Here is a 16,379-nt window from a genome sequence, read left to right as displayed (position 1 = left end):
ATGCCACGTCAATTCATTTTCAAGGACACGGAGACGGGCCGGGAGCTGGTGCTGCCGGTGACGCCAAAGGGCTATGACATCGAGCACGGCCGGAAGGCCAACAGCATCTCCATGCAACAGGTGGGGGACGTGAATCTGCCCGGCCTGCCGGTGCTGCTGGACACCGAGCTGGAGTGCCTGCTTCCGGCCCAGGCCTATCCCTTCCTCCAGCCGGGGGCGGGAACCAATCCATGGGTCTATCTGGAGCAGCTGGAGAAGTGGAGCGACGCGGGGACGGTGCTCCGCTTCGTGGTGTCCGGAACGCCGGTCAACGCGGCGGTGCTCCTGGACCCCATCCGCTACCGGGAGCAGGACGGCACGGGAGACCTGTACTGCACCATACCCCTGCGGGGCTATCGGGCGCTGGAGGCGGACACGGTGCAATCCAGCCAGACTGGGAACGCCAACCGGAGCGCCGAGGCGGAGCCGGAGCGGTCGGACACCTACACGGTACAGGCGGGGGACACCCTGGGCGCCATCTGCCGGCGGTTTTACGGGGACTTTTCCCTCTACGGCCGGCTGGCGGCGGCCAACGGCATCGCCAACCCGGACCTCATCCATCCGGGCCAGGTGCTGCGGCTGCCCGCCCGGGAGGAGCTGCCGGCGGCGGCCGCGCCGTCCCGGTCCCGGCAGGCAGCCACGGCGACCAAGACCCGCTACGACGATAACGACCGGCGGTGGAGGGTGCAGCTTTCCAAGGAGGACGCGGTGCAGGTCGCCAATCACTCGGACTTCAAGAAGGCGTTCGATTCCGCGAAGTCCCACCTGAACGGGGGAGGGATACTCGGTGGCCAGTGAGGACCTGAGACTGCTGCTGACGCCGCCGGGGGGCGGGACGCGGGGGGCTACGGCGCTGTGCCAGAGCTTCACCTGGGGCGGCAGCTATGACCAGGCGGCCCGGACGCTGGATTTTCCGCTGCCGTGCAGCAGCGAGGACGGGCGGCTGCCTGCCCTAGACTGCCCGCCGGGCAGCCGGGTCCAGTTTTATCGGGGCGGTGAGCCGCTCTTTGACGGCTTTGTCTTCTCCCGGCAGCGGGACACCCTGTCCAACACCGTGGAGATCTCCTGCGCGGACCGGGGGCTGTTCCTCAAGCGGAATCAGGCGTCTTACAAATTCCGCAACCAGACCCCGGAGGCCATTACAAAGCGGGTCGCGGCCGACTTCGGGATCGCGGTAGGCCGCCTGGCCCAGACGGGGCAGGCAATCAGCCGGAACTTCCCCGGCGTGAGCCTCTACCAGATCATCCAGACGGCCTACACCCTGGCCGCCGCCGCCACCGGGGGCCGGTATCTGGTACGGTTCCGGGGCGAGGCCCTGGAGGCCATTGAGAAAAAGCAGGGGGATGAGACCCTGGTGATCCGGCCCGGAGCCAACCTCATCCGCCTGACCGCCACGGACAGCATCGAACGCCTGGTCAACCGGGTGCAGATCCTGGACAAGAACGGCACGGCCAGGGGAGGCCCGATCCAGGACGGGGCCTCGGTCACCCGGTACGGGGTGTTTCAGAGCACCATCACGGAGAGCCGCGGAAAGGACGCCAGTGCCGAGGCGAGGAAGCTGCTGGAGGACAACGCCCCGGAGCAGAAGATCACGGTGCAGGTGCGGGGCAATCCGGCCCTGATCGCCGGGAGCTGCGTGGTGCTTCAGGAGCCGGTGACAGGGCTGTACGGCCTGTGCTGGATCGACAGCGACACCCACATCTGGAAGGGTGGGACGTACACCACAAAATTAGTGCTTAATTTCCGCAGCCTCATGGACGAGCGGGAGGCAGGGAAACTGCCGGATGCTTAGGGGGCGCCCCGGGAAGCCGCGGATCGGCTTTCGGGGGAGAGGACGAACAACGAAATGGAGCGGACGCCCGCAAATGAGCGGGCGAAGCGGAATGGAGTTTGTGAGGACGATATGGAAGGGAATCCATACATGGAACTGGCAAAGGCTTTGCAGGGAGACGGCGGCGGGGCCGGAGGGCTCTGCCTTGGAACGGTGAGCTCCTGGCCCAGCCGGGAGGCCCCCGAACAGCCTTGCCGGGTGGTGGCCGAAGGAACCACACAGGAGCGGGAGGACCTGCTGGCCGCGCCGGAGTTGCTGCCCTATGGCCTGGGGGCGGGGGACCTGGTGGTGCTGCTCCCCATCGAGGAGGCGCAGCGCTATATCATCCTATGTAAGGCGGTGAGCGTATGAGCCGGGAGCTTTTTCCGGTGGTGCAGCCGGAGGCGGCCCCGGTGGAGACGGAGCTGCCGCTGTGCCGGGAGGTCCAATGGGACTATGAGCGAAACCTACCGGTATTCCGGCAGGGGGAGCCGGTGACGGTAGAGGGGGCCAAGGCGGTGGCGGTGTGGGCCTGGCTGGCCCTGCACACCCCGCGGTTCCGGCATGAGATCTACTCCTGGGCCTTTGGAACGGAGCTGGAGAACCTGATCGGCCAGCCCTACACCGAGGCTCTGAAGCAGGCGGAGGCCCAGCGCTATGTGCGGGAGGCGCTGGAGATCAATCCATACATCAGCGGCGTGGATGCGGTCACGGTGGATTTTGCCGACGGCGCACTGTCCATCGCCTGCACGGTCCGCACGGTATACGGCACGAGAGAGGTGAGCGCAGTTGTTTGAGTCGATCACACCTGAGAGCATCAAGGCGGCCATCTTGGCCGAGGCGGGAGACAGCCTGGAGACCCGGGAGGGGAGCTTTCTGGACTCCATGGCGGGCCCGGCGGCGGTGGAGATCTGGAAGGTCTACCAGGCCATGAACGCGGTGATCTCCATCGCCTTCCCGGATGAAAGCGCCGGCGGGTATCTGGATCTGGAGGGGGCCAAATACGGCATCACGCGAAAGCCAGGCACCAGGGCCCGCTGCACCATGACCCTGACCGGCACGGCAGGGTCCACGATACCGGCGGGGACGGTTTTTCTCACCCTGGAGGGGCTGGAATTTGCCCTGCTGGAGGACGTCCTGCTCACCGGCGGGAGCGACACGGGCACGGCGGAGGCCACAGAGATCGGAAGCGCGTACAACGTGGAGGCCGGAGCCATCACCCGGATGGTGACGACTATGACGGCTCTGTCCGCCTGGACCAACGCTTCCGCCACCGGCGGCACGGACCAGGAGAGCGACGCGGCGCTGTACGAGCGCATCCGGGACTTCCGCAGCCGTCAGGCCACCTCCGGCAATGCCTATCACTATGAGCAGTGGGCCATGGAGGTGGCGGGCGTGGGCGGCGCGAAGATCTTCCCGCTCTGGAATGGGGCGGGCACGGTGAAGGTGGTGCTGGTGGACGCCGACATGGAGCCCGCCTCCTCGGAGATCGTAGCGGCTGCGGCGGCCCACATCGAAGAGGAACGGCCCATTGGGGCCACCGTCACGGTGGCCGCCGCCCAAAGCCTGCCCATCCACGTCGCCGCCAAGCTCACCCTGGACGGCAGTACGACCCTGCCAGAGGTAAAGGCGGTCTTTGCATCCGAGCTGGACGCCTATCTCAAGACGCTGGCCTTCCGGACCAGCATCCTGCGGTATAACCAGGTGGCTTACCTTCTCTTGAGCCTTCCCGGTGTGCTGGACTTTACCAGCCTGACCCTGAACGGCGGGACCGGGAACGTGAGCATCGGGGCCGAGCAGGTGCCGGCATTGGGGGAGGTGACCCTGACATGAGCCGGGAGCTGATCGCCTATCTGCCGGACTTTTACGCCGGGAGCCCCCAGGTGTCGGCCCTTCAGGGTGCGCTGGACCGGCAGACGCAGGCGCTGTGGACGGCGGAGGGCGGGCTGATCGACCAGCTTGACGTCTCCAAGGCAACCTGGGGCCTGGCCTATTGGGAGAAATCCCTGGGGCTGGAGACAGACCTGGAACGGCCGGATGAGTACCGCCGCACCCGCATCCTGTCCAAGCTGAGGGGGCAGGGAACTACCACCGTGGCCATGATCCAGAACGTGGCGGAGAGCTTCTCCAACGGGGCGGTGGATGTGCTGGAATACCCGGCGGAGTACCGTTTCGAGATCAAATTTACCGGAACGCTGGGCATCCCGCCCAACCTGGACGACCTGACCGCCGCCATTGAAGAAATCAAGCCGGCCCATCTGGCTTACGATTACGTCATCATCTATCGGACCTGGGGCGATGTGAAGGGCTACACCTGGAGCCGGCTAAAAAGCCGCACCTGGGCCGACGTGCGAGGGGGGACCATCTCATGAAAGAAACGACCAATTATAAACTGAAGAAATATGAGGACGCGGACTACGCCGATCCGTCCCAGGCAATGAATCCCAACATGGACGCCATTGACGCCGCGCTGAAGGCGCTGGAGGATGGGAAAGCCTCTCTCGGGGAGGACGGAACGATTCCGGCGGAACAGTTGCCGGACCTGGACTACGAGCCCCCGCTGAGGGACAATGCGGCCAAGGCCACGCCGGCGGATGGGGACAGCCTCCCGCTGGTGGACAGCGCGGACGGCGGCAAGACCAAGCGGGTGCTGTGGAGCCGGATCAAGGCCGTGCTGAAGACCTATTTTGACCCGATTTACGCGGCGGCCGCCCACAGTCACGCCTGGAGCACCATCACCGGAAAGCCGTCCTCTTTTACGCCTTCCGCCCACGCATCCACACACGGCAGCAGCGGGTCCGATCCCATCACGCCGGCGGCCATAGGGGCGGCTGCTTCGGCCCATAAGCATGGGGCCGGGGACATCAACAGCGGGACGCTGGATGCGGCCCGACTGCCCACGGTGCCGGTGACCAGGGGCGGCACAGGGGCGACTACCGCGGCGGCGGCCCGTACCAATCTGGGAGCGGCGCCAGCCTACAGCTATGGCACCGAGGACCTGACGGCGGGGAGCTCCGCCCTGGCGACAGGGACGCTGCATTTTGTGTACGAATAGGGGCGATACGGATGTACAGAGGAACAACGCCGACACTCATTTTTACGTTGCCCTTTGCATGTGAGAAGATCGACACATGCAGCATCGCGTTTGCGCAGCGGGAGCCCCGGTACGGAGTGCAGACCCAGGTGGTGCTGGAGAAAGCACTTACGGACTGCGTGGCCACGGAAAACGATCTGAGCCTGACGCTATCCGAGGAGGACACCCTGAAACTGGACAGCAGCCAGGACGTTGAGATCCAACTCCGGGTGCGGTGCGGCGCAGTGTCCATGGCGAGCGAGATCTTCCGGACACCCGTTGGCCGCATCCTGAAGGACGGGAGGCTGCCATGAAAATCGACATCGCGTTTCAGGACATCAGTCAAGCCTTTCCCGTGGAAATGAAAGGCTCGGGCGACACAGAACTCGGCGCCGCGCTGCGCGATGTGGTTCAGGTCCCGTCCGAGCAAGACCACGCAAAGCTGAAAAACCGGGACGCGCCCGAGCAGCATCCAATTGCCGCCATTGCCTCACTGAAGGAAACGCTGGAGGGAAAGCTGGAGAGCGGCGGTTTTCTCAGCAATCTGGAGATCCAAAAAATACTGGAGACTTAGGAGGGGATCAGCATGGCAACGGAAAAAGCAGTGGGCCAGAACGGGCTGCTGTACTTCTGGCAGAATCTCAAGGTGAAGTTGGCCGGTAAGGTGGACAAGGTGGACGGCAAGGGCTTGTCCGCCAACGACTACACCAACACGGAGAAGGCCAAGCTGGCCGGGATCGCGGAAGGGGCCAACAAGACTACCGTGGAGGACAGTCTGACTTCCGCCAGCACGGCGAATGCTTTGTCCGCCAACCAGGGCAAGGTCCTGGATGGGAAGATCAAGGCCCTGAGCGACAACATGGGCGCGCTGGGCTACGGCGATATGATGAAGGCCGCCTATGACGCAGACAACGATGGAGTGGTGGACAATGCCGCCCAGCTCGGCGGACAGGCGCCCAGCCATTACGGAAAGGCGGACGGCACCAACATCAAGCCCGCCTTCACAACTGCTTCCTCCCGGGTGAACATCGCCACAGGCGAGGCGCTGACGGTCATCCTGGGCAAGATCGCAAAGTTTTTTGCGGACCTGAAACCAGTGGCCTTTACCGGAAACTACAGTGACCTTTCCGGCAAGCCAGCAATCCCGACGGTGACCAATGACCTGACGGACACGCTGAAATCTCACTATGACGCCGCCTACACCCACAGCCAGGCGGCCCACGCACCCGCCGGCGCACAGGCCAACGTGATTGAAGCCATCAAGGTCAATGGTGCGGCTCAGACCGTCTCCGGCAAGGCAGTGAACATTACCGTCCCAACCACGGTGGCTGCCCTGTCGGACGCAGGCAGCTATGCCCTCAAAAGCGATCTCGCCAGCGTCTACCGATACAAAGGCAGCGTGGCTTCCTATGCAGATCTGCCGGGCAGCGGCAACACCGTTGGCGACGTGTGGGACGTGGCGGAGGACAACATGAACTACGGCTGGACTGGCCGCGCATGGGACCCACTGGGACAGAGCTTTACGCTGGAGTTTGTGACCAATGCGGAGATCGATGCGATCCTCGCAAGCTGATAAGGGGGAATCACTATGGCGGGAACAACCGATAAGCTGCTCGGGAAAAACGGCCTGCAATACCTGTGGACGCAGCTCAAGGCGTTGCTGGCCGGGAAGGCGGCCGCAGTACACAGCCACAGCGCATCGGATATTACCAGCGGGACGCTCCCCGCATCGCGGGGCGGCACGGGTTACACGGCACTGTCATCGCTGATGAGCGCCATAAACAACCGCACCACCAAGGTCAGTAGCTCCAACACCAGCTACGGGACCTATATGGCCAGGGGCATCGCGGCGGGAACGACCGATCTGACGGCAGGCTCCAGCGCCCTCACCAGCGGGTGCATCTATTTCGTTTATGAGTGAGGTGAGCTGAGATGGCGAAAAAGGCTTATGTCGGCGTAGGTGGTATAGCCCGGAAGATCAAGAAGGGCTATATCGGCATCGGGGGCAAGGCCCGCAAGATCAAGAAAGCATACATCGGCGTTGGCGGCGTGGCGAGACCGTGTTGGAGCGATGGACTTGAATATTACGGTACGGTGGACTCGCTGCTCAATGCCAGCGAGAGCCTGGCTGCGGCATCGACCGGAAGCCACGCCCTGTTCGGCGGTGGGCTACTGACCGGAAGCAGCTCCAACGGAACCGTAACCGCCTACGACAGAAGCCTGACCCGGACACGTCCCGCAGCCTTGAGCGAGGCAAGATACGGCCTAGCCGCGGCGGCGGTCGGCGGCTACGCCCTGTTCGGCGGCGGGCATGGCCCCGTTGGCCCAAGTACGGCTGTAGACGCCTATGACGCAAGCCTCACCCGGTCCGCGCCGTCAGGGCTATCCATAGAAAGAAGATGGTTGGCCGCAGCGGCGGTCGGCGGCTACGCCTTGTTCGGCGGAGGGCAGTTTAGCAGCACTGTCGCAAAAGGCACCGTAGACGCCTATAACGCCAGCCTGACGAGGTCGTCCGCGAGCGCATTGAGCGTGGCGAGATATGATCTGGCGGCGGCCGCAGTCGGCAATTATGCTTTGTTCGGAGGGGGTTGCTGGGAGAAGAACGACGATACGTTTTACAAGTATGCAACCGTAAACGCTTACGACGCCAGCCTGACGAGGTACACGCCGGACGCGTTGAGCGAAAAAACATACAGGCTGGCGGCAACAGCGGTTGGCGGCCACGCCCTGTTCGGAGGAGGGTCTGGGGCTGCCGCTGTGACCGCCTATGACGCCGGCCTGACCCGGACGCTGCCCGGCAGCCTGAGTTATGGAGCGTATGATCTGGCGGCTGTGGCTGTGGGAGATTACGCCTTGTTCGGAGGGGGCTCGGGCTATGTCGATACCGTAAACGCCTATGACGAGAATTTGACCCGAACCATACCAACCGGGCTGAGCAGCGGCAGAACGCGCTTGGCCGCGGCGGCGGTCGGTGGCTACGCCTTGTTCGGCGGCGGAACGTGTGGAACCAAATCGTACAATACGAGCGCCGCAGTGGACGCATATGCGGCATAAATCAGAAAGAGGTATTGAGAATGAGCAGATATGCAATTTGGAACAAAATCGACCCTATTATCACACCTATTGGAGAGGTGCTGACCCCAGAGCAGTGGGTACAGCGCTACCCCGTGGCCGGCGTCGAATCCATTAAAGTGGTGTGCGCCGGCGGCGAGATCAACGGCGCGTTCTTCGGCACATTGGGGCAGATGGTAGAGATATACGGCAAATCTGGCTGCGATTTTTCCAGCTGCGAGACGGACCAGGACAAACTGGCCGCCATCGAAGCCTTTGAGGATGCTGCGAACGCACCGAGCACGGAGCCGACTGCGAATGAAAGAATTGCCGCCGCACTGGAATACCAGGTCATGGCGAGCCTGCCGGACGAGACTGTTTAAGGAGGATGCAAAATGAACTTTGAGACGATCAAGAGAAACTACGACCGCGGCCTGTGGAACGCTGTAATGGTAAAGATGGCTGTCCGCAAGGGCGTCATCACCAAAGAGCAGTACCAGGAGATCACCGGAGAGAGCTACACTTAGGAGACAAGCGGCGCATGCCGCGCAAAAAATATGGACAGGCCAATTTGGCCGGAAAGGAAAAATTATGAACGCTAAGACTTATCTGTGGAACATCTTTGAAGTAGCCCGCGAGGAGCGGACCGACGGCGACCATTTTGAAGGCGATCTGGGCACCGCTGCCGCCTGCTTTGTCAACGGCCTGGGGCCCGGTGGCAAGCAGTATAAGTGCATGGAGGGGCTGGACAAGCTGCCCCTGCTGGCGCAGCTCCAGGAGCCCAAAGACCGGACGGACTTTGTGAACGAGGCCAACCGGCTTATCCAGGCCCACTACGCCGAGCTGACCGCGGCCTTCACGGCGGGCGACCGGGTGGCCTTCGAGGCGATCCTCGATGAGTAAGTACATAGCAGCTCTCCCATTGAGCCGGGTGGAGCGCATCGCCATCGTCGTTACCAGGGGCACAAAGACTCTAGCCCAGGTGGCGGCCGAGGCCCGCAGCGCCCACCCGGACTGCGAGGTGTACGTCCTCAACGGCGGGGTGTACTACGGCGCAAAGGCGGTGATGCACCTGCGCTCGGATGGGTACACCTACGCCGAGGACCCATACAGCTACTGGGGCTACGCCTGGGATGTGGGGCCCGACATCGCCATGGGGCTGGTGCCATGCGGCAAGGCCAATTACATCAACTGTGTAGAGCTGATCCGGCAGGGCACACCCAACCCCAAGCCCCGGTACAACCCGGACATGGGCGGCAGGCGGGGCCGGACGGCCATCGGTATCCGGAACGACTCGCTTGCCCTGTATGTCTCCGGCGACGGCACCTGCGACGCGAGGACCCCGGAGGCTCTGCGGGACGAGTTGGCAGAGCTGGGATGTGAGAGCGCCCTCATGCTGGACGGCGGCGGCTCAAGTCAGTGCGATTTTAACGGCAAGACCATCAAGTCCGACCGCGACGTCCACAACTATGTTGTTGTTTACGTCCGAAAGAATGGGAAGGAGGACAAGCCCGTGGGTAACTATATCGTAACGGCAGAGGTTGGGCTGAACATCCGCAGCGCTCCAGCCAAAACTGCCCCCAAGATGGGCGGGTACAGCTACGGCGCGATGGTGACCGTCCTGGAGCTCCGGGACGGTTGGGCCCAGACGGATCGGGGGTGGGTATATGCGGCCTACCTGCGCCCCGTCGTCCAGGAGGCCGATCGGACCACGGACAACGGCGTCGCCATTCAGCGGGACTACATCGCCAAGGGCCGCAAGAATCGCCCCGGCGGGGTGAACACCCGCAGGTACATCACCATCCACGAGACGGGCAACAAAGCCGCCACGGCGGATGCGGCGGCCCACGGAACATACTTGAAGAGCGACAGCGCCGAGGCGGGTCGGGTGAGCTGGCACTATACCGTGGATGACCACGCCATTGTCCAGCACCTGCCTGACGGTGAGACGGCCTATCACGCCGGGGACGGCGCAGACGGGCCCGGTAACACCACCAGCATTGGCGTCGAGATATGTGTCAACGCGGGCGGTGACTTTGAGGCGGCCAAGCGCAACGCCGCCGCTCTGGTGCGGCTGCTGATGGGTGAGCACGGCATCCCCCTGGACCACGTGGTGCAGCACAACCACTGGAACGGCAAGGACTGCCCCAGGACCATCCGGGGGACCAAGGGGGGCTGGGAGGCATTCCTGGCGCTGTGCGGCAGGGAGAAACCTGACCAAGGCACCGGTATACCCGCCGCCGACTGGGCCGCTACAGCCTGGCAGAAGGCCAAAAACAAGGGCGTACTGGACGGGACCCGGCCTACAGACTCGGTCGCCCGGCAGGAGCTGGCCGTGGTGCTGGACCGGCTTAATTTGATTTGATGGAGGTACATACCATGACAACCAACAAGATCAGCGCGGGCACCATTGCCCGGACCATCATTCTGCTCCTGGCCTTGATTAATCAGTGCCTGAGCATGGCGGGGGTTTCCCCGCTGCCCATCGAGGATGAGCAGGTGGAGACCATCATCACCACGGCCTGGACGGTCATTGCTGCCGTATGGGCGTGGTGGAAAAACAACAGCTTCACCCGGGCCGCCCTGGCGGGAGACGCCCTGAAGAACGAGATTAAGGCCAGGGAGGATTAACGTATGGCTACCACGGAGGAACTGTCTGTCAAGCTGGTCGAAATCGAGCAGCGCGGCAAATCCAACTCACACCGGCTCGACAAGGTGGAAATACGGCAGGACAATCTTGATAAGCTGGTGTCCTCCGTGGAGGTGCTGGCAACCCGGCAGGAGACGGTTGAGACGGATGTGAAGGAGATCAAGTCCGACGTAAAGGCCCTTACAGAGAAGCCCGCCAAGCGCTGGGACGGTATCGTGGATAAGTTGATTTGGCTGCTGATCTCCGGCGCTGTCGGTTATCTCGCGGCACAGATTATGGGGTAAAATAAGCCCCCATCACCTTCGCGGTGGTGGGGGCGGTTTTTATTGCTTTATTTTAGGAAGTATGTCCTTTTCTAGTGAAAATCCAAGTGAGGGCGGGAGTTGAGGCAGTGCATTTGCCCTATATTTCTTGAGAAAACTTAGGATAGTGAAGCCTGTAATCGCCTCTGTGTTCATGTCCCTCATGACAATGATGTCGTTCATGCTGTCATCGCCATATGAATTGGTCTTGTCGCCCAAAGCTACATATAGGGTGTCGAAGCGCTTGTCGTAATCAATCGCAATCTTTTGCACGATACTTCGCCTCCCCCTTCGTTCCTCCGGTTTCATTCCGGGACGGATATGCGGTTATAACTTCACCGGTTCCGCCACAGATCGACGCGACGACCTTGGTGTACTTTGCATTATTATAATATGTTGCGCTCTGAACTATCTTGCAGTACACAGAGCGATCATCGAGCGGAGGGTCGCTGTCGTGGCTTTCGTATATGCAGTCAGGGCTCGCAATCGTTTGGACGATTGCATCAATATTATCGGCCATTTCCGGGTGCCCAGTCGGTGATATTATATGCTGCTCCCAAGTACTTTGAGAGCAATATATTTTTACTCCATTTGGGTCCTTGACCTCGATAATATTACCCATCGTTTTCAGCACTCGTTGGTAATGCCACAAGGTTCTGCTTCAATACATCAATGAGCTGCCTGGCAACCCCGGCCGGAAGCACCACTCCACATACGTGCTCACGTTTAATTTCGGTTTTTACGTGCACAATTCCAGGCTCGTCGCTCTCTGGCAGAGGGCCAATCGACGGATAGTCCTGATTAAAATTGAGAACAACTTCTCCGATTTGAGGGTTAAATGTGGCAGTAAATGCGTTAGCGTACTGAGGCTTATCCATAAGTATTCCCCCATTCTCTTTCTGTAACCTGAATTATACATATGAAATGTGAATTTTTCAAGTACTATAGGTTGTATTGCCGATCTAGGGTGGGTACATATCTTGATGAAACAGAATATATGTTCCATAAAAACGTGCAACTATTTCCGGTTTTACTACTTAAACCTTCTTGCGGGGGGCCTTTTTACCCTCCGTAGCTCACCAGCGTCCACCCGCTCCACGTCCGGGAGGGGTTTTTCCGCTTGCCAATTCCAAAACAATTCCCCGCCCCTCGATGGAAGGAGCGGGGATCCGCTACTTAATAGGATATCCTAATATTTCAATTTTCTCCTGAATTTCATTTCTGGTAACTCCAGTATCGTCATAGTCCACTGCTATCCTGCCGCTACCCTTATCAATGCTGACGGAGTTAACGCCCGGTAGGGAATCCAAAGCTCTTTTAAGCAACGAAGTATCATGGAGCCCAACGTCTTTGCTGACATTAAAATACACGCTTTCGTGTGCCAACTTAATCACCTCTAGATTAGAATGCCTGATCCGGAGCGGTTTTATGTGTGCTTTGCGTTTGTGATATCTGCCAATGTTACGCAGGTTCTAGCGCATGACCGCTACAGTTGGGGAGCAGTTCTATTCGGGAAAGATTGAAAAAGCCCCCGCCGTTCAAAGGAGCGGCGGGAACAATTTTTGTGGTTCAGCAATTTGCCACATATCCGGGCACTCGTTGCGCACTAGTTACAAGCGTGATACAAGAAACGGTTGAAACCATTGGAAACAGGAGACTTTTTCGGAAAGGGCCGTTGTGGTTTCCTTAAAGGACCGTAAAGGGCAAAATAAGGGGGATAGCGTCAGCGGGTGGAGCTGCGCTCCTGCCGGGGGACGGAGGCCCCCAGAAAGGTGTCGCTGTAGTGGTCCATGGCCCGCTGGATGACCCGGATAGCCGCCGCCCGGTCGCTGACATCGCCGGCCACCGCCTCCTTGCCCTCCAGAGCCTTGTAGACCGAGAAGAAATGGGCCATCTCGTCAAAAATATGGCCGGGCAGCTCCCAGATGTCCTGGTAGGTGTTGTAGGTGGGGTCGGCAAAGGGGATGGCGATGATCTTCTCGTCGTTTTTGCCGCTGTCCAGCATGGAGATGTAGCCGATGGGGTAGACCCGCACCAGGGTCAGGGGGTCCATGGCCTCCGAGCACAGCACCAGCACGTCCAGCGGGTCGCCGTCGTCGCCGTAGGTCCGGGGGATGAAGCCGTAGTTGGCGGGGTAATGGGTGGAGGTGTGGAGGACCCGGTCCAGGATGATGAGGCCGGTCTCCTTATCCAACTCGTACTTCTTCTTGCTCCCCTTTGGAATCTCGATGACCGCCACGAAATCCTCGGGCTGGATGCGGGCGGGATTGATGTCATGCCAGATATTGGACATGCTGTGGTCTCCTTCCAGATAAATACAAATCTATGGATGATCACAACCATTATAGCCGTTTGCGGGCCAAATTACAACGGCAACAAAAAAGGACGGGCCCGAAGGCCCGTCCTGAGACAGAAGCGTCAGAAATTACACCGGACGATGCAGGTAAAGGTCTGCCCGTCCACGGTGGCGGTGACGTTGCAGGTGCCCTTGCTCACGGCGGTGACGGTGCCGCTGCCGTCCACCGAGGCCACCCCGGAATTGGAGGTACTCCACACCGGCGTGCTGTCGGTGCCGGAGACGCGGAAGCGGAAGCTTTCCCCGGCTTTGTAGAGGGTCACGTCGCTGTGGCTGGGGGTGAGCGTCGCCGCCGCGGAGCCGGAACCGCCGGAGGAAGCACCGGTCCAGGTGCAGCGGACGATGCACTCCTGGGTATACCCGCCCGCCATGGTGGCGGTGATGGTGGCCACGCCGGGGGCCACGGCGGTGACGATGCCGCTGTCGGAGACGGTGGCCACCTCGGGCTTGCTGCTGCTCCAGGTGAGGGTGCCGGTGGACCCGGCGGGCAGGAAGGCGGGCCCCAGGTTCCAGACATCTCCCGCCTGGGACAGGGTGAAGTCTTTCCGGTTCAGGGTAAAGGAGGTGGCCGTCTGGCTGGCGGGGATGGTCCCGGAGGGCTCCGGCGAGCGGGTAGGCTCCACGCCGCCGGTGGGGGCGGGGCTGGCGCTGGAGTCGGGGGAGCCGGTGGGAGCCGCGGAACTGGAGGTGACGGGCGGGCTGGAGGGCTGGTCGGAGTTCAGGCTGCTGCCCCGGTTGACGAGGGGGCTGACCACCGAGACGACAATCCAGACAGCCGCCACGATAAGCCCCAGGGACACCACCGTGCCCACGATACGCAGAGGCCCCCAGCCTCCTCCGCCGTAGCCGCCTCCCCTGGTGTTGGAGACCAGGCGCTTGCCGCCGGAGCGCCGGCCTTCGGCGGGCGGGTCGTCCTCGAAGCTGCTCTCGGGTGCCGGCTTGCCGTCACAGAAGGGACAGCGCTTGTAGGTGACAGAATAATCCTCGCCGCAGTAGGGACAGCGGACGACCTCCGGCCGGGTGCCGGTGGAGCGCCTGGTTGCCATTCGGATTCCCCCTCAGTCATGATGATCGGGTCCGTGAGACCCAAGTCTATTCCTTATAATACTACATGCTCTGACGGGAATCGTCAACTGGTGCGGAAGAAAAATAACGAAATGTTAACAGTTTTATGTCACCCGGTTTGTTTCTTGACCGAAGGATGGGATTGCCCTATAATAATGTCTACGGAATAAACCGCCAAGCGGTTTATTTGTGCGGCCACTTGCCGCATAATTGCATCAAAAGGAGTGGGGCCGGTGAAGGGGGCAATGACCGCTGCGGCAATGCACAGGCAGTATGACGAAGGGGTGTCCGCGTTCCGGCAGCACATCGCCAATCCCGCGATGCGGCAGAAGTTCAACCAGGACGTGGATGAATTCATGCGCCAGTGCGCTCTGGGCGTGTGGCAGGCCGACGGGGGGAACGTCTCGCCCCAGCATGTGGAGTATTACAACGGCATCTACTGCAAGGGAAATCCGGTCCCCACCGCCCTGTACTGGGAGCTGTGCACCGCCGTGGCCGAGTATCCCGGCTTCCGGCCCCCGGTGTTTTTCCAGCGGATGCGGGAGTATGACAAGGCGTACCGCCAAAAGACCGCCCGGCGGTTCGTGGATCTGCTGACGCTGATGCTGCTTCTGTTCGCCGCCGCCGACGGGGCAGTCAGCGACCGGGAGGCGGGCTTCGTCAACGCCTGCGCCGACGCCCTCACCGCCCTGTGCGACGCAGACGGGCTGGCTTCGGACAAGCCCAAGCTGGATGCCGGGGACTTCGTCACACGGAGGGGGGAGGACAAGCCCGGCCAGGCCGCCGCCCCCGCCCCGGCGGGGAAGGAGGAGGCCGCGTCCTCCTCCGAACCGGAGCCGGAGCCCGCCGAATCCCTGGAGGAGTTGCTGGCCGAGCTGGACGGCCTGTGCGGGCTGGACAGGGTAAAAAAGGACGTGCGCAGCCTGATCAACCTGGTGAAGGTGCGCCGCCTGCGGGAGGAGCAGGAGCTGCCGGTGCCTCCCATGTCCCTCCACCTGGTGTTCATGGGCAACCCGGGTACCGGAAAGACCACCGTGGCCCGGCTGCTGGCCAGGATCTACCACGCCATCGGCGTGCTGTCCAAGGGACAGTTGGTGGAGGTGGACCGCTCCGGCCTGGTGGCCGGATTTGTGGGGCAGACCGCCATCAAGACCAGCGAGGTGGTCCAAAAGGCCCTGGGCGGCGTGCTCTTCATCGACGAGGCCTATGCCCTGGCCAACCAGGACAACGCCAACGACTTCGGCAAGGAGGCCATCGAGGTCCTGCTGAAAAACATGGAGGACCACCGGAAGGACCTGATCGTCATCGTGGCGGGCTACACCGAGCTTATGGGGCGGTTCATCCACTCCAACCCCGGCCTGGAGTCCCGGTTCAACAAGTATTTCTATTTTGAGGACTACACCGGAGACCAGCTCATGGAGATTTTTCGGTCCATGTGCGGTAAAAACGGGTATACGATCGGGAATGAGACCGAGAAATATGCCGAAGAGTATTTTGCAGCGCTCTACGAGGAGCGGGACGAGAACTTCGGCAACGCCCGGGACGTGCGCAACGTATTTGAGCGGGCGGTGGCCCGGCAGTCCGACCGGGTGGCGGCGCTGGAGGCCCCCACCAAGGAGCAGCTCATGGAGCTGACGGTGGGAGACCTGAGGGAGGAGGAGCCGGAGGAAACTCATACACCGGGTCCTCAGCACCCAGCTCCAGACCAAGCCGGAGCCCGATCTCCAGACCCTTCCGAACCGCGTCCGTGAGCCCTTAGGAATGATCGGAGTTTGGAAACAGACCGGTCCATGCCAAACGATCAAAATCTTTTGGCCCTGGCACGACATTCTGATGTCTCCATTGGTTATCTGGTGGGCTGTACCAAGAAGTGGAAGGGCAACCGCTAGCGCGGAGCCCTTTGGGGTCTCCTGGAAAAAATTTTAGAAAAATTAAAAAAACCCCTTTACAAACGCCAGAAGCTGTGCTATATTAATGGCAGCTTAAACAGTAATAATTATCATTATTAAAAATAATTCAATGGAGGTACTACA

The 16,379-nt window shown here is 61.2% G+C and carries 25 protein-coding genes; 19 read left to right on the top strand and 6 right to left on the bottom strand.

Annotated elements, in window-relative coordinates; translation table 11 throughout:
- The 18 genes from BN2154_RS01020 to BN2154_RS00940 all read left to right on the top strand — a co-directional run bounded on the left by BN2154_RS01020 (position 1) and on the right by BN2154_RS00940 (position 10,907).
- Positions 1-837, top strand: coding sequence for a LysM peptidoglycan-binding domain-containing protein (locus tag BN2154_RS01020; protein WP_050617023.1), 837 nt, complete (start codon positions 1-3; stop codon positions 835-837).
- On the top strand, positions 827-1,831 hold the full coding sequence (locus BN2154_RS01015; protein ID WP_242853658.1) for an XkdQ/YqbQ family protein: 1,005 nt from the start codon (positions 827-829) through the stop codon (positions 1,829-1,831). The genes BN2154_RS01020 and BN2154_RS01015 overlap by 11 nt, the downstream gene beginning before the upstream one ends.
- A gap of 129 nt (positions 1,832-1,960) precedes the next feature.
- Entirely contained in the window at positions 1,961-2,221 is a 261-nt protein-coding gene (locus BN2154_RS01010; RefSeq protein WP_050617022.1) for a hypothetical protein, read from the top strand.
- The gene (locus BN2154_RS01005) at positions 2,218-2,646 is read left to right on the top strand and encodes a DUF2634 domain-containing protein (protein WP_050617021.1); all 429 of its coding nucleotides are present in this window, start codon (positions 2,218-2,220) and stop codon (positions 2,644-2,646) included. Before BN2154_RS01010 ends, BN2154_RS01005 begins: the two co-directional genes overlap by 4 nt.
- The gene (locus tag BN2154_RS01000) at positions 2,639-3,682 is read left to right on the top strand and encodes a baseplate J/gp47 family protein (protein WP_050617020.1); all 1,044 of its coding nucleotides are present in this window, start codon (positions 2,639-2,641) and stop codon (positions 3,680-3,682) included. The genes BN2154_RS01005 and BN2154_RS01000 overlap by 8 nt, the downstream gene beginning before the upstream one ends.
- Entirely contained in the window at positions 3,679-4,221 is a 543-nt protein-coding gene (locus tag BN2154_RS00995) for a putative phage tail protein (protein WP_050617019.1), read from the top strand. The genes BN2154_RS01000 and BN2154_RS00995 overlap by 4 nt, the downstream gene beginning before the upstream one ends.
- The gene (locus tag BN2154_RS00990; protein ID WP_050617018.1) at positions 4,218-4,904 is read left to right on the top strand and encodes a hypothetical protein; all 687 of its coding nucleotides are present in this window, start codon (positions 4,218-4,220) and stop codon (positions 4,902-4,904) included. Before BN2154_RS00995 ends, BN2154_RS00990 begins: the two co-directional genes overlap by 4 nt.
- 47 nt (positions 4,905-4,951) lie before the next feature.
- Positions 4,952-5,236: a hypothetical protein gene (locus tag BN2154_RS00985; RefSeq protein WP_195892283.1), complete on the top strand. Its 285-nt coding sequence runs from the start codon at positions 4,952-4,954 to the stop codon at positions 5,234-5,236.
- Entirely contained in the window at positions 5,233-5,496 is a 264-nt protein-coding gene (locus BN2154_RS00980) for a hypothetical protein (protein ID WP_050617016.1), read from the top strand. The genes BN2154_RS00985 and BN2154_RS00980 overlap by 4 nt, the downstream gene beginning before the upstream one ends.
- A gap of 12 nt (positions 5,497-5,508) precedes the next feature.
- On the top strand, positions 5,509-6,495 hold the full coding sequence (locus tag BN2154_RS00975) for a hypothetical protein (protein ID WP_050617015.1): 987 nt from the start codon (positions 5,509-5,511) through the stop codon (positions 6,493-6,495).
- A gap of 15 nt (positions 6,496-6,510) precedes the next feature.
- On the top strand, positions 6,511-6,843 hold the full coding sequence (locus BN2154_RS00970; protein WP_050617014.1) for a hypothetical protein: 333 nt from the start codon (positions 6,511-6,513) through the stop codon (positions 6,841-6,843).
- An 11-nt stretch (positions 6,844-6,854) separates the two neighbouring features.
- On the top strand, positions 6,855-7,976 hold the full coding sequence (locus tag BN2154_RS00965; protein ID WP_050617013.1) for a Kelch repeat-containing protein: 1,122 nt from the start codon (positions 6,855-6,857) through the stop codon (positions 7,974-7,976).
- Between the two features lie 20 nt (positions 7,977-7,996).
- Complete coding sequence (locus BN2154_RS00960; RefSeq protein ID WP_050617012.1) at positions 7,997-8,356, top strand: hypothetical protein; 360 nt, start codon at positions 7,997-7,999, stop codon at positions 8,354-8,356.
- 12 nt (positions 8,357-8,368) lie between these two features.
- Positions 8,369-8,500, top strand: a complete 132-nt coding sequence (locus tag BN2154_RS15010) for an XkdX family protein (RefSeq protein WP_094762292.1) — start codon at positions 8,369-8,371, stop codon at positions 8,498-8,500.
- Between the two features lie 64 nt (positions 8,501-8,564).
- Positions 8,565-8,876, top strand: a complete 312-nt coding sequence (locus BN2154_RS00955; RefSeq protein WP_050617011.1) for a hypothetical protein — start codon at positions 8,565-8,567, stop codon at positions 8,874-8,876.
- On the top strand, positions 8,869-10,338 hold the full coding sequence (locus BN2154_RS00950; protein WP_094762291.1) for an N-acetylmuramoyl-L-alanine amidase: 1,470 nt from the start codon (positions 8,869-8,871) through the stop codon (positions 10,336-10,338). Before BN2154_RS00955 ends, BN2154_RS00950 begins: the two co-directional genes overlap by 8 nt.
- A gap of 14 nt (positions 10,339-10,352) precedes the next feature.
- Positions 10,353-10,604, top strand: coding sequence for a phage holin (locus BN2154_RS00945; RefSeq protein WP_050617009.1), 252 nt, complete (start codon positions 10,353-10,355; stop codon positions 10,602-10,604).
- A gap of 3 nt (positions 10,605-10,607) precedes the next feature.
- Complete coding sequence (locus BN2154_RS00940) at positions 10,608-10,907, top strand: hypothetical protein (protein WP_050617008.1); 300 nt, start codon at positions 10,608-10,610, stop codon at positions 10,905-10,907.
- 39 nt (positions 10,908-10,946) lie between these two features.
- Here BN2154_RS00940 and BN2154_RS00935 read toward each other — a convergent pair whose 3' ends face one another.
- The 6 genes from BN2154_RS00935 to BN2154_RS00920 form a co-directional block, all read right to left on the bottom strand.
- Positions 10,947-11,198: a DUF2283 domain-containing protein gene (locus tag BN2154_RS00935; RefSeq protein WP_050617007.1), complete on the bottom strand. Its 252-nt coding sequence runs from the start codon at positions 11,196-11,198 to the stop codon at positions 10,947-10,949.
- On the bottom strand, positions 11,179-11,547 hold the full coding sequence (locus tag BN2154_RS15610; RefSeq protein WP_154666611.1) for a hypothetical protein: 369 nt from the start codon (positions 11,545-11,547) through the stop codon (positions 11,179-11,181). Before BN2154_RS15610 ends, BN2154_RS00935 begins: the two co-directional genes overlap by 20 nt.
- On the bottom strand, positions 11,540-11,803 hold the full coding sequence (locus BN2154_RS00930) for a hypothetical protein (RefSeq protein ID WP_050617006.1): 264 nt from the start codon (positions 11,801-11,803) through the stop codon (positions 11,540-11,542). The genes BN2154_RS15610 and BN2154_RS00930 overlap by 8 nt, the downstream gene beginning before the upstream one ends.
- A gap of 294 nt (positions 11,804-12,097) precedes the next feature.
- A complete protein-coding gene (locus tag BN2154_RS16525) occupies positions 12,098-12,295 on the bottom strand; it encodes a heavy-metal-associated domain-containing protein (RefSeq protein WP_368013982.1) in 198 nt (65 codons plus the stop codon).
- Positions 12,296-12,648: 353 nt separating this feature from the next.
- Positions 12,649-13,218 carry an inorganic diphosphatase gene (locus BN2154_RS00925; protein WP_050617005.1) on the bottom strand — a complete coding sequence of 190 codons (570 nt, stop codon included), beginning with the start codon at positions 13,216-13,218 and terminating at the stop codon, positions 12,649-12,651.
- Positions 13,219-13,343: 125 nt separating this feature from the next.
- Positions 13,344-14,327: an Ig-like domain-containing protein gene (locus tag BN2154_RS00920; RefSeq protein ID WP_050617004.1), complete on the bottom strand. Its 984-nt coding sequence runs from the start codon at positions 14,325-14,327 to the stop codon at positions 13,344-13,346.
- A 252-nt stretch (positions 14,328-14,579) separates the two neighbouring features.
- Here BN2154_RS00920 and BN2154_RS00915 point away from each other — a divergent pair, with 252 nt between their 5' ends.
- The gene (locus tag BN2154_RS00915) at positions 14,580-16,097 is read left to right on the top strand and encodes an AAA family ATPase (protein WP_094762289.1); all 1,518 of its coding nucleotides are present in this window, start codon (positions 14,580-14,582) and stop codon (positions 16,095-16,097) included.
- The last annotated feature ends 282 nt before the right edge of the window (positions 16,098-16,379 follow it).

Origin of the sequence: Intestinimonas massiliensis (ex Afouda et al. 2020), from assembly GCF_001244995.1 — a bacterium.
Lineage (GTDB): Bacteria > Bacillota > Clostridia > Oscillospirales > Oscillospiraceae > Intestinimonas > Intestinimonas massiliensis.
This window is presented reverse-complemented; position numbering and strand designations above follow the sequence as displayed.

Excerpts from the sequence above, each read along its gene's own strand:
- BN2154_RS01020 (WP_050617023.1), top strand. The coding sequence starts at position 1 with ATGCCACGTCAATTCATTTTCAAGGACACGGAGACGGGCCGGGAGCTG.
- BN2154_RS01010 (WP_050617022.1), top strand. The coding sequence starts at position 1,961 with ATGGAACTGGCAAAGGCTTTGCAGGGAGACGGCGGCGGGGCCGGAGGG.
- BN2154_RS01005 (WP_050617021.1), top strand. The coding sequence starts at position 2,218 with ATGAGCCGGGAGCTTTTTCCGGTGGTGCAGCCGGAGGCGGCCCCGGTG.
- BN2154_RS00995 (WP_050617019.1), top strand. The coding sequence starts at position 3,679 with ATGAGCCGGGAGCTGATCGCCTATCTGCCGGACTTTTACGCCGGGAGC.
- BN2154_RS00990 (WP_050617018.1), top strand. The coding sequence starts at position 4,218 with ATGAAAGAAACGACCAATTATAAACTGAAGAAATATGAGGACGCGGAC.
- BN2154_RS00980 (WP_050617016.1), top strand. The coding sequence starts at position 5,233 with ATGAAAATCGACATCGCGTTTCAGGACATCAGTCAAGCCTTTCCCGTG.
- BN2154_RS00975 (WP_050617015.1), top strand. The coding sequence starts at position 5,509 with ATGGCAACGGAAAAAGCAGTGGGCCAGAACGGGCTGCTGTACTTCTGG.
- BN2154_RS00970 (WP_050617014.1), top strand. The coding sequence starts at position 6,511 with ATGGCGGGAACAACCGATAAGCTGCTCGGGAAAAACGGCCTGCAATAC.
- BN2154_RS00965 (WP_050617013.1), top strand. The coding sequence starts at position 6,855 with ATGGCGAAAAAGGCTTATGTCGGCGTAGGTGGTATAGCCCGGAAGATC.
- BN2154_RS00960 (WP_050617012.1), top strand. The coding sequence starts at position 7,997 with ATGAGCAGATATGCAATTTGGAACAAAATCGACCCTATTATCACACCT.
- BN2154_RS15010 (WP_094762292.1), top strand. The coding sequence starts at position 8,369 with ATGAACTTTGAGACGATCAAGAGAAACTACGACCGCGGCCTGTGGAAC.
- BN2154_RS00955 (WP_050617011.1), top strand. The coding sequence starts at position 8,565 with ATGAACGCTAAGACTTATCTGTGGAACATCTTTGAAGTAGCCCGCGAG.
- BN2154_RS00950 (WP_094762291.1), top strand. The coding sequence starts at position 8,869 with ATGAGTAAGTACATAGCAGCTCTCCCATTGAGCCGGGTGGAGCGCATC.
- BN2154_RS00945 (WP_050617009.1), top strand. The coding sequence starts at position 10,353 with ATGACAACCAACAAGATCAGCGCGGGCACCATTGCCCGGACCATCATT.
- BN2154_RS00940 (WP_050617008.1), top strand. The coding sequence starts at position 10,608 with ATGGCTACCACGGAGGAACTGTCTGTCAAGCTGGTCGAAATCGAGCAG.
- BN2154_RS15610 (WP_154666611.1), bottom strand. The coding sequence starts at position 11,547 with ATGGGTAATATTATCGAGGTCAAGGACCCAAATGGAGTAAAAATATAT.
- BN2154_RS00930 (WP_050617006.1), bottom strand. The coding sequence starts at position 11,803 with ATGGATAAGCCTCAGTACGCTAACGCATTTACTGCCACATTTAACCCT.
- BN2154_RS00925 (WP_050617005.1), bottom strand. The coding sequence starts at position 13,218 with ATGTCCAATATCTGGCATGACATCAATCCCGCCCGCATCCAGCCCGAG.
- BN2154_RS00920 (WP_050617004.1), bottom strand. The coding sequence starts at position 14,327 with ATGGCAACCAGGCGCTCCACCGGCACCCGGCCGGAGGTCGTCCGCTGT.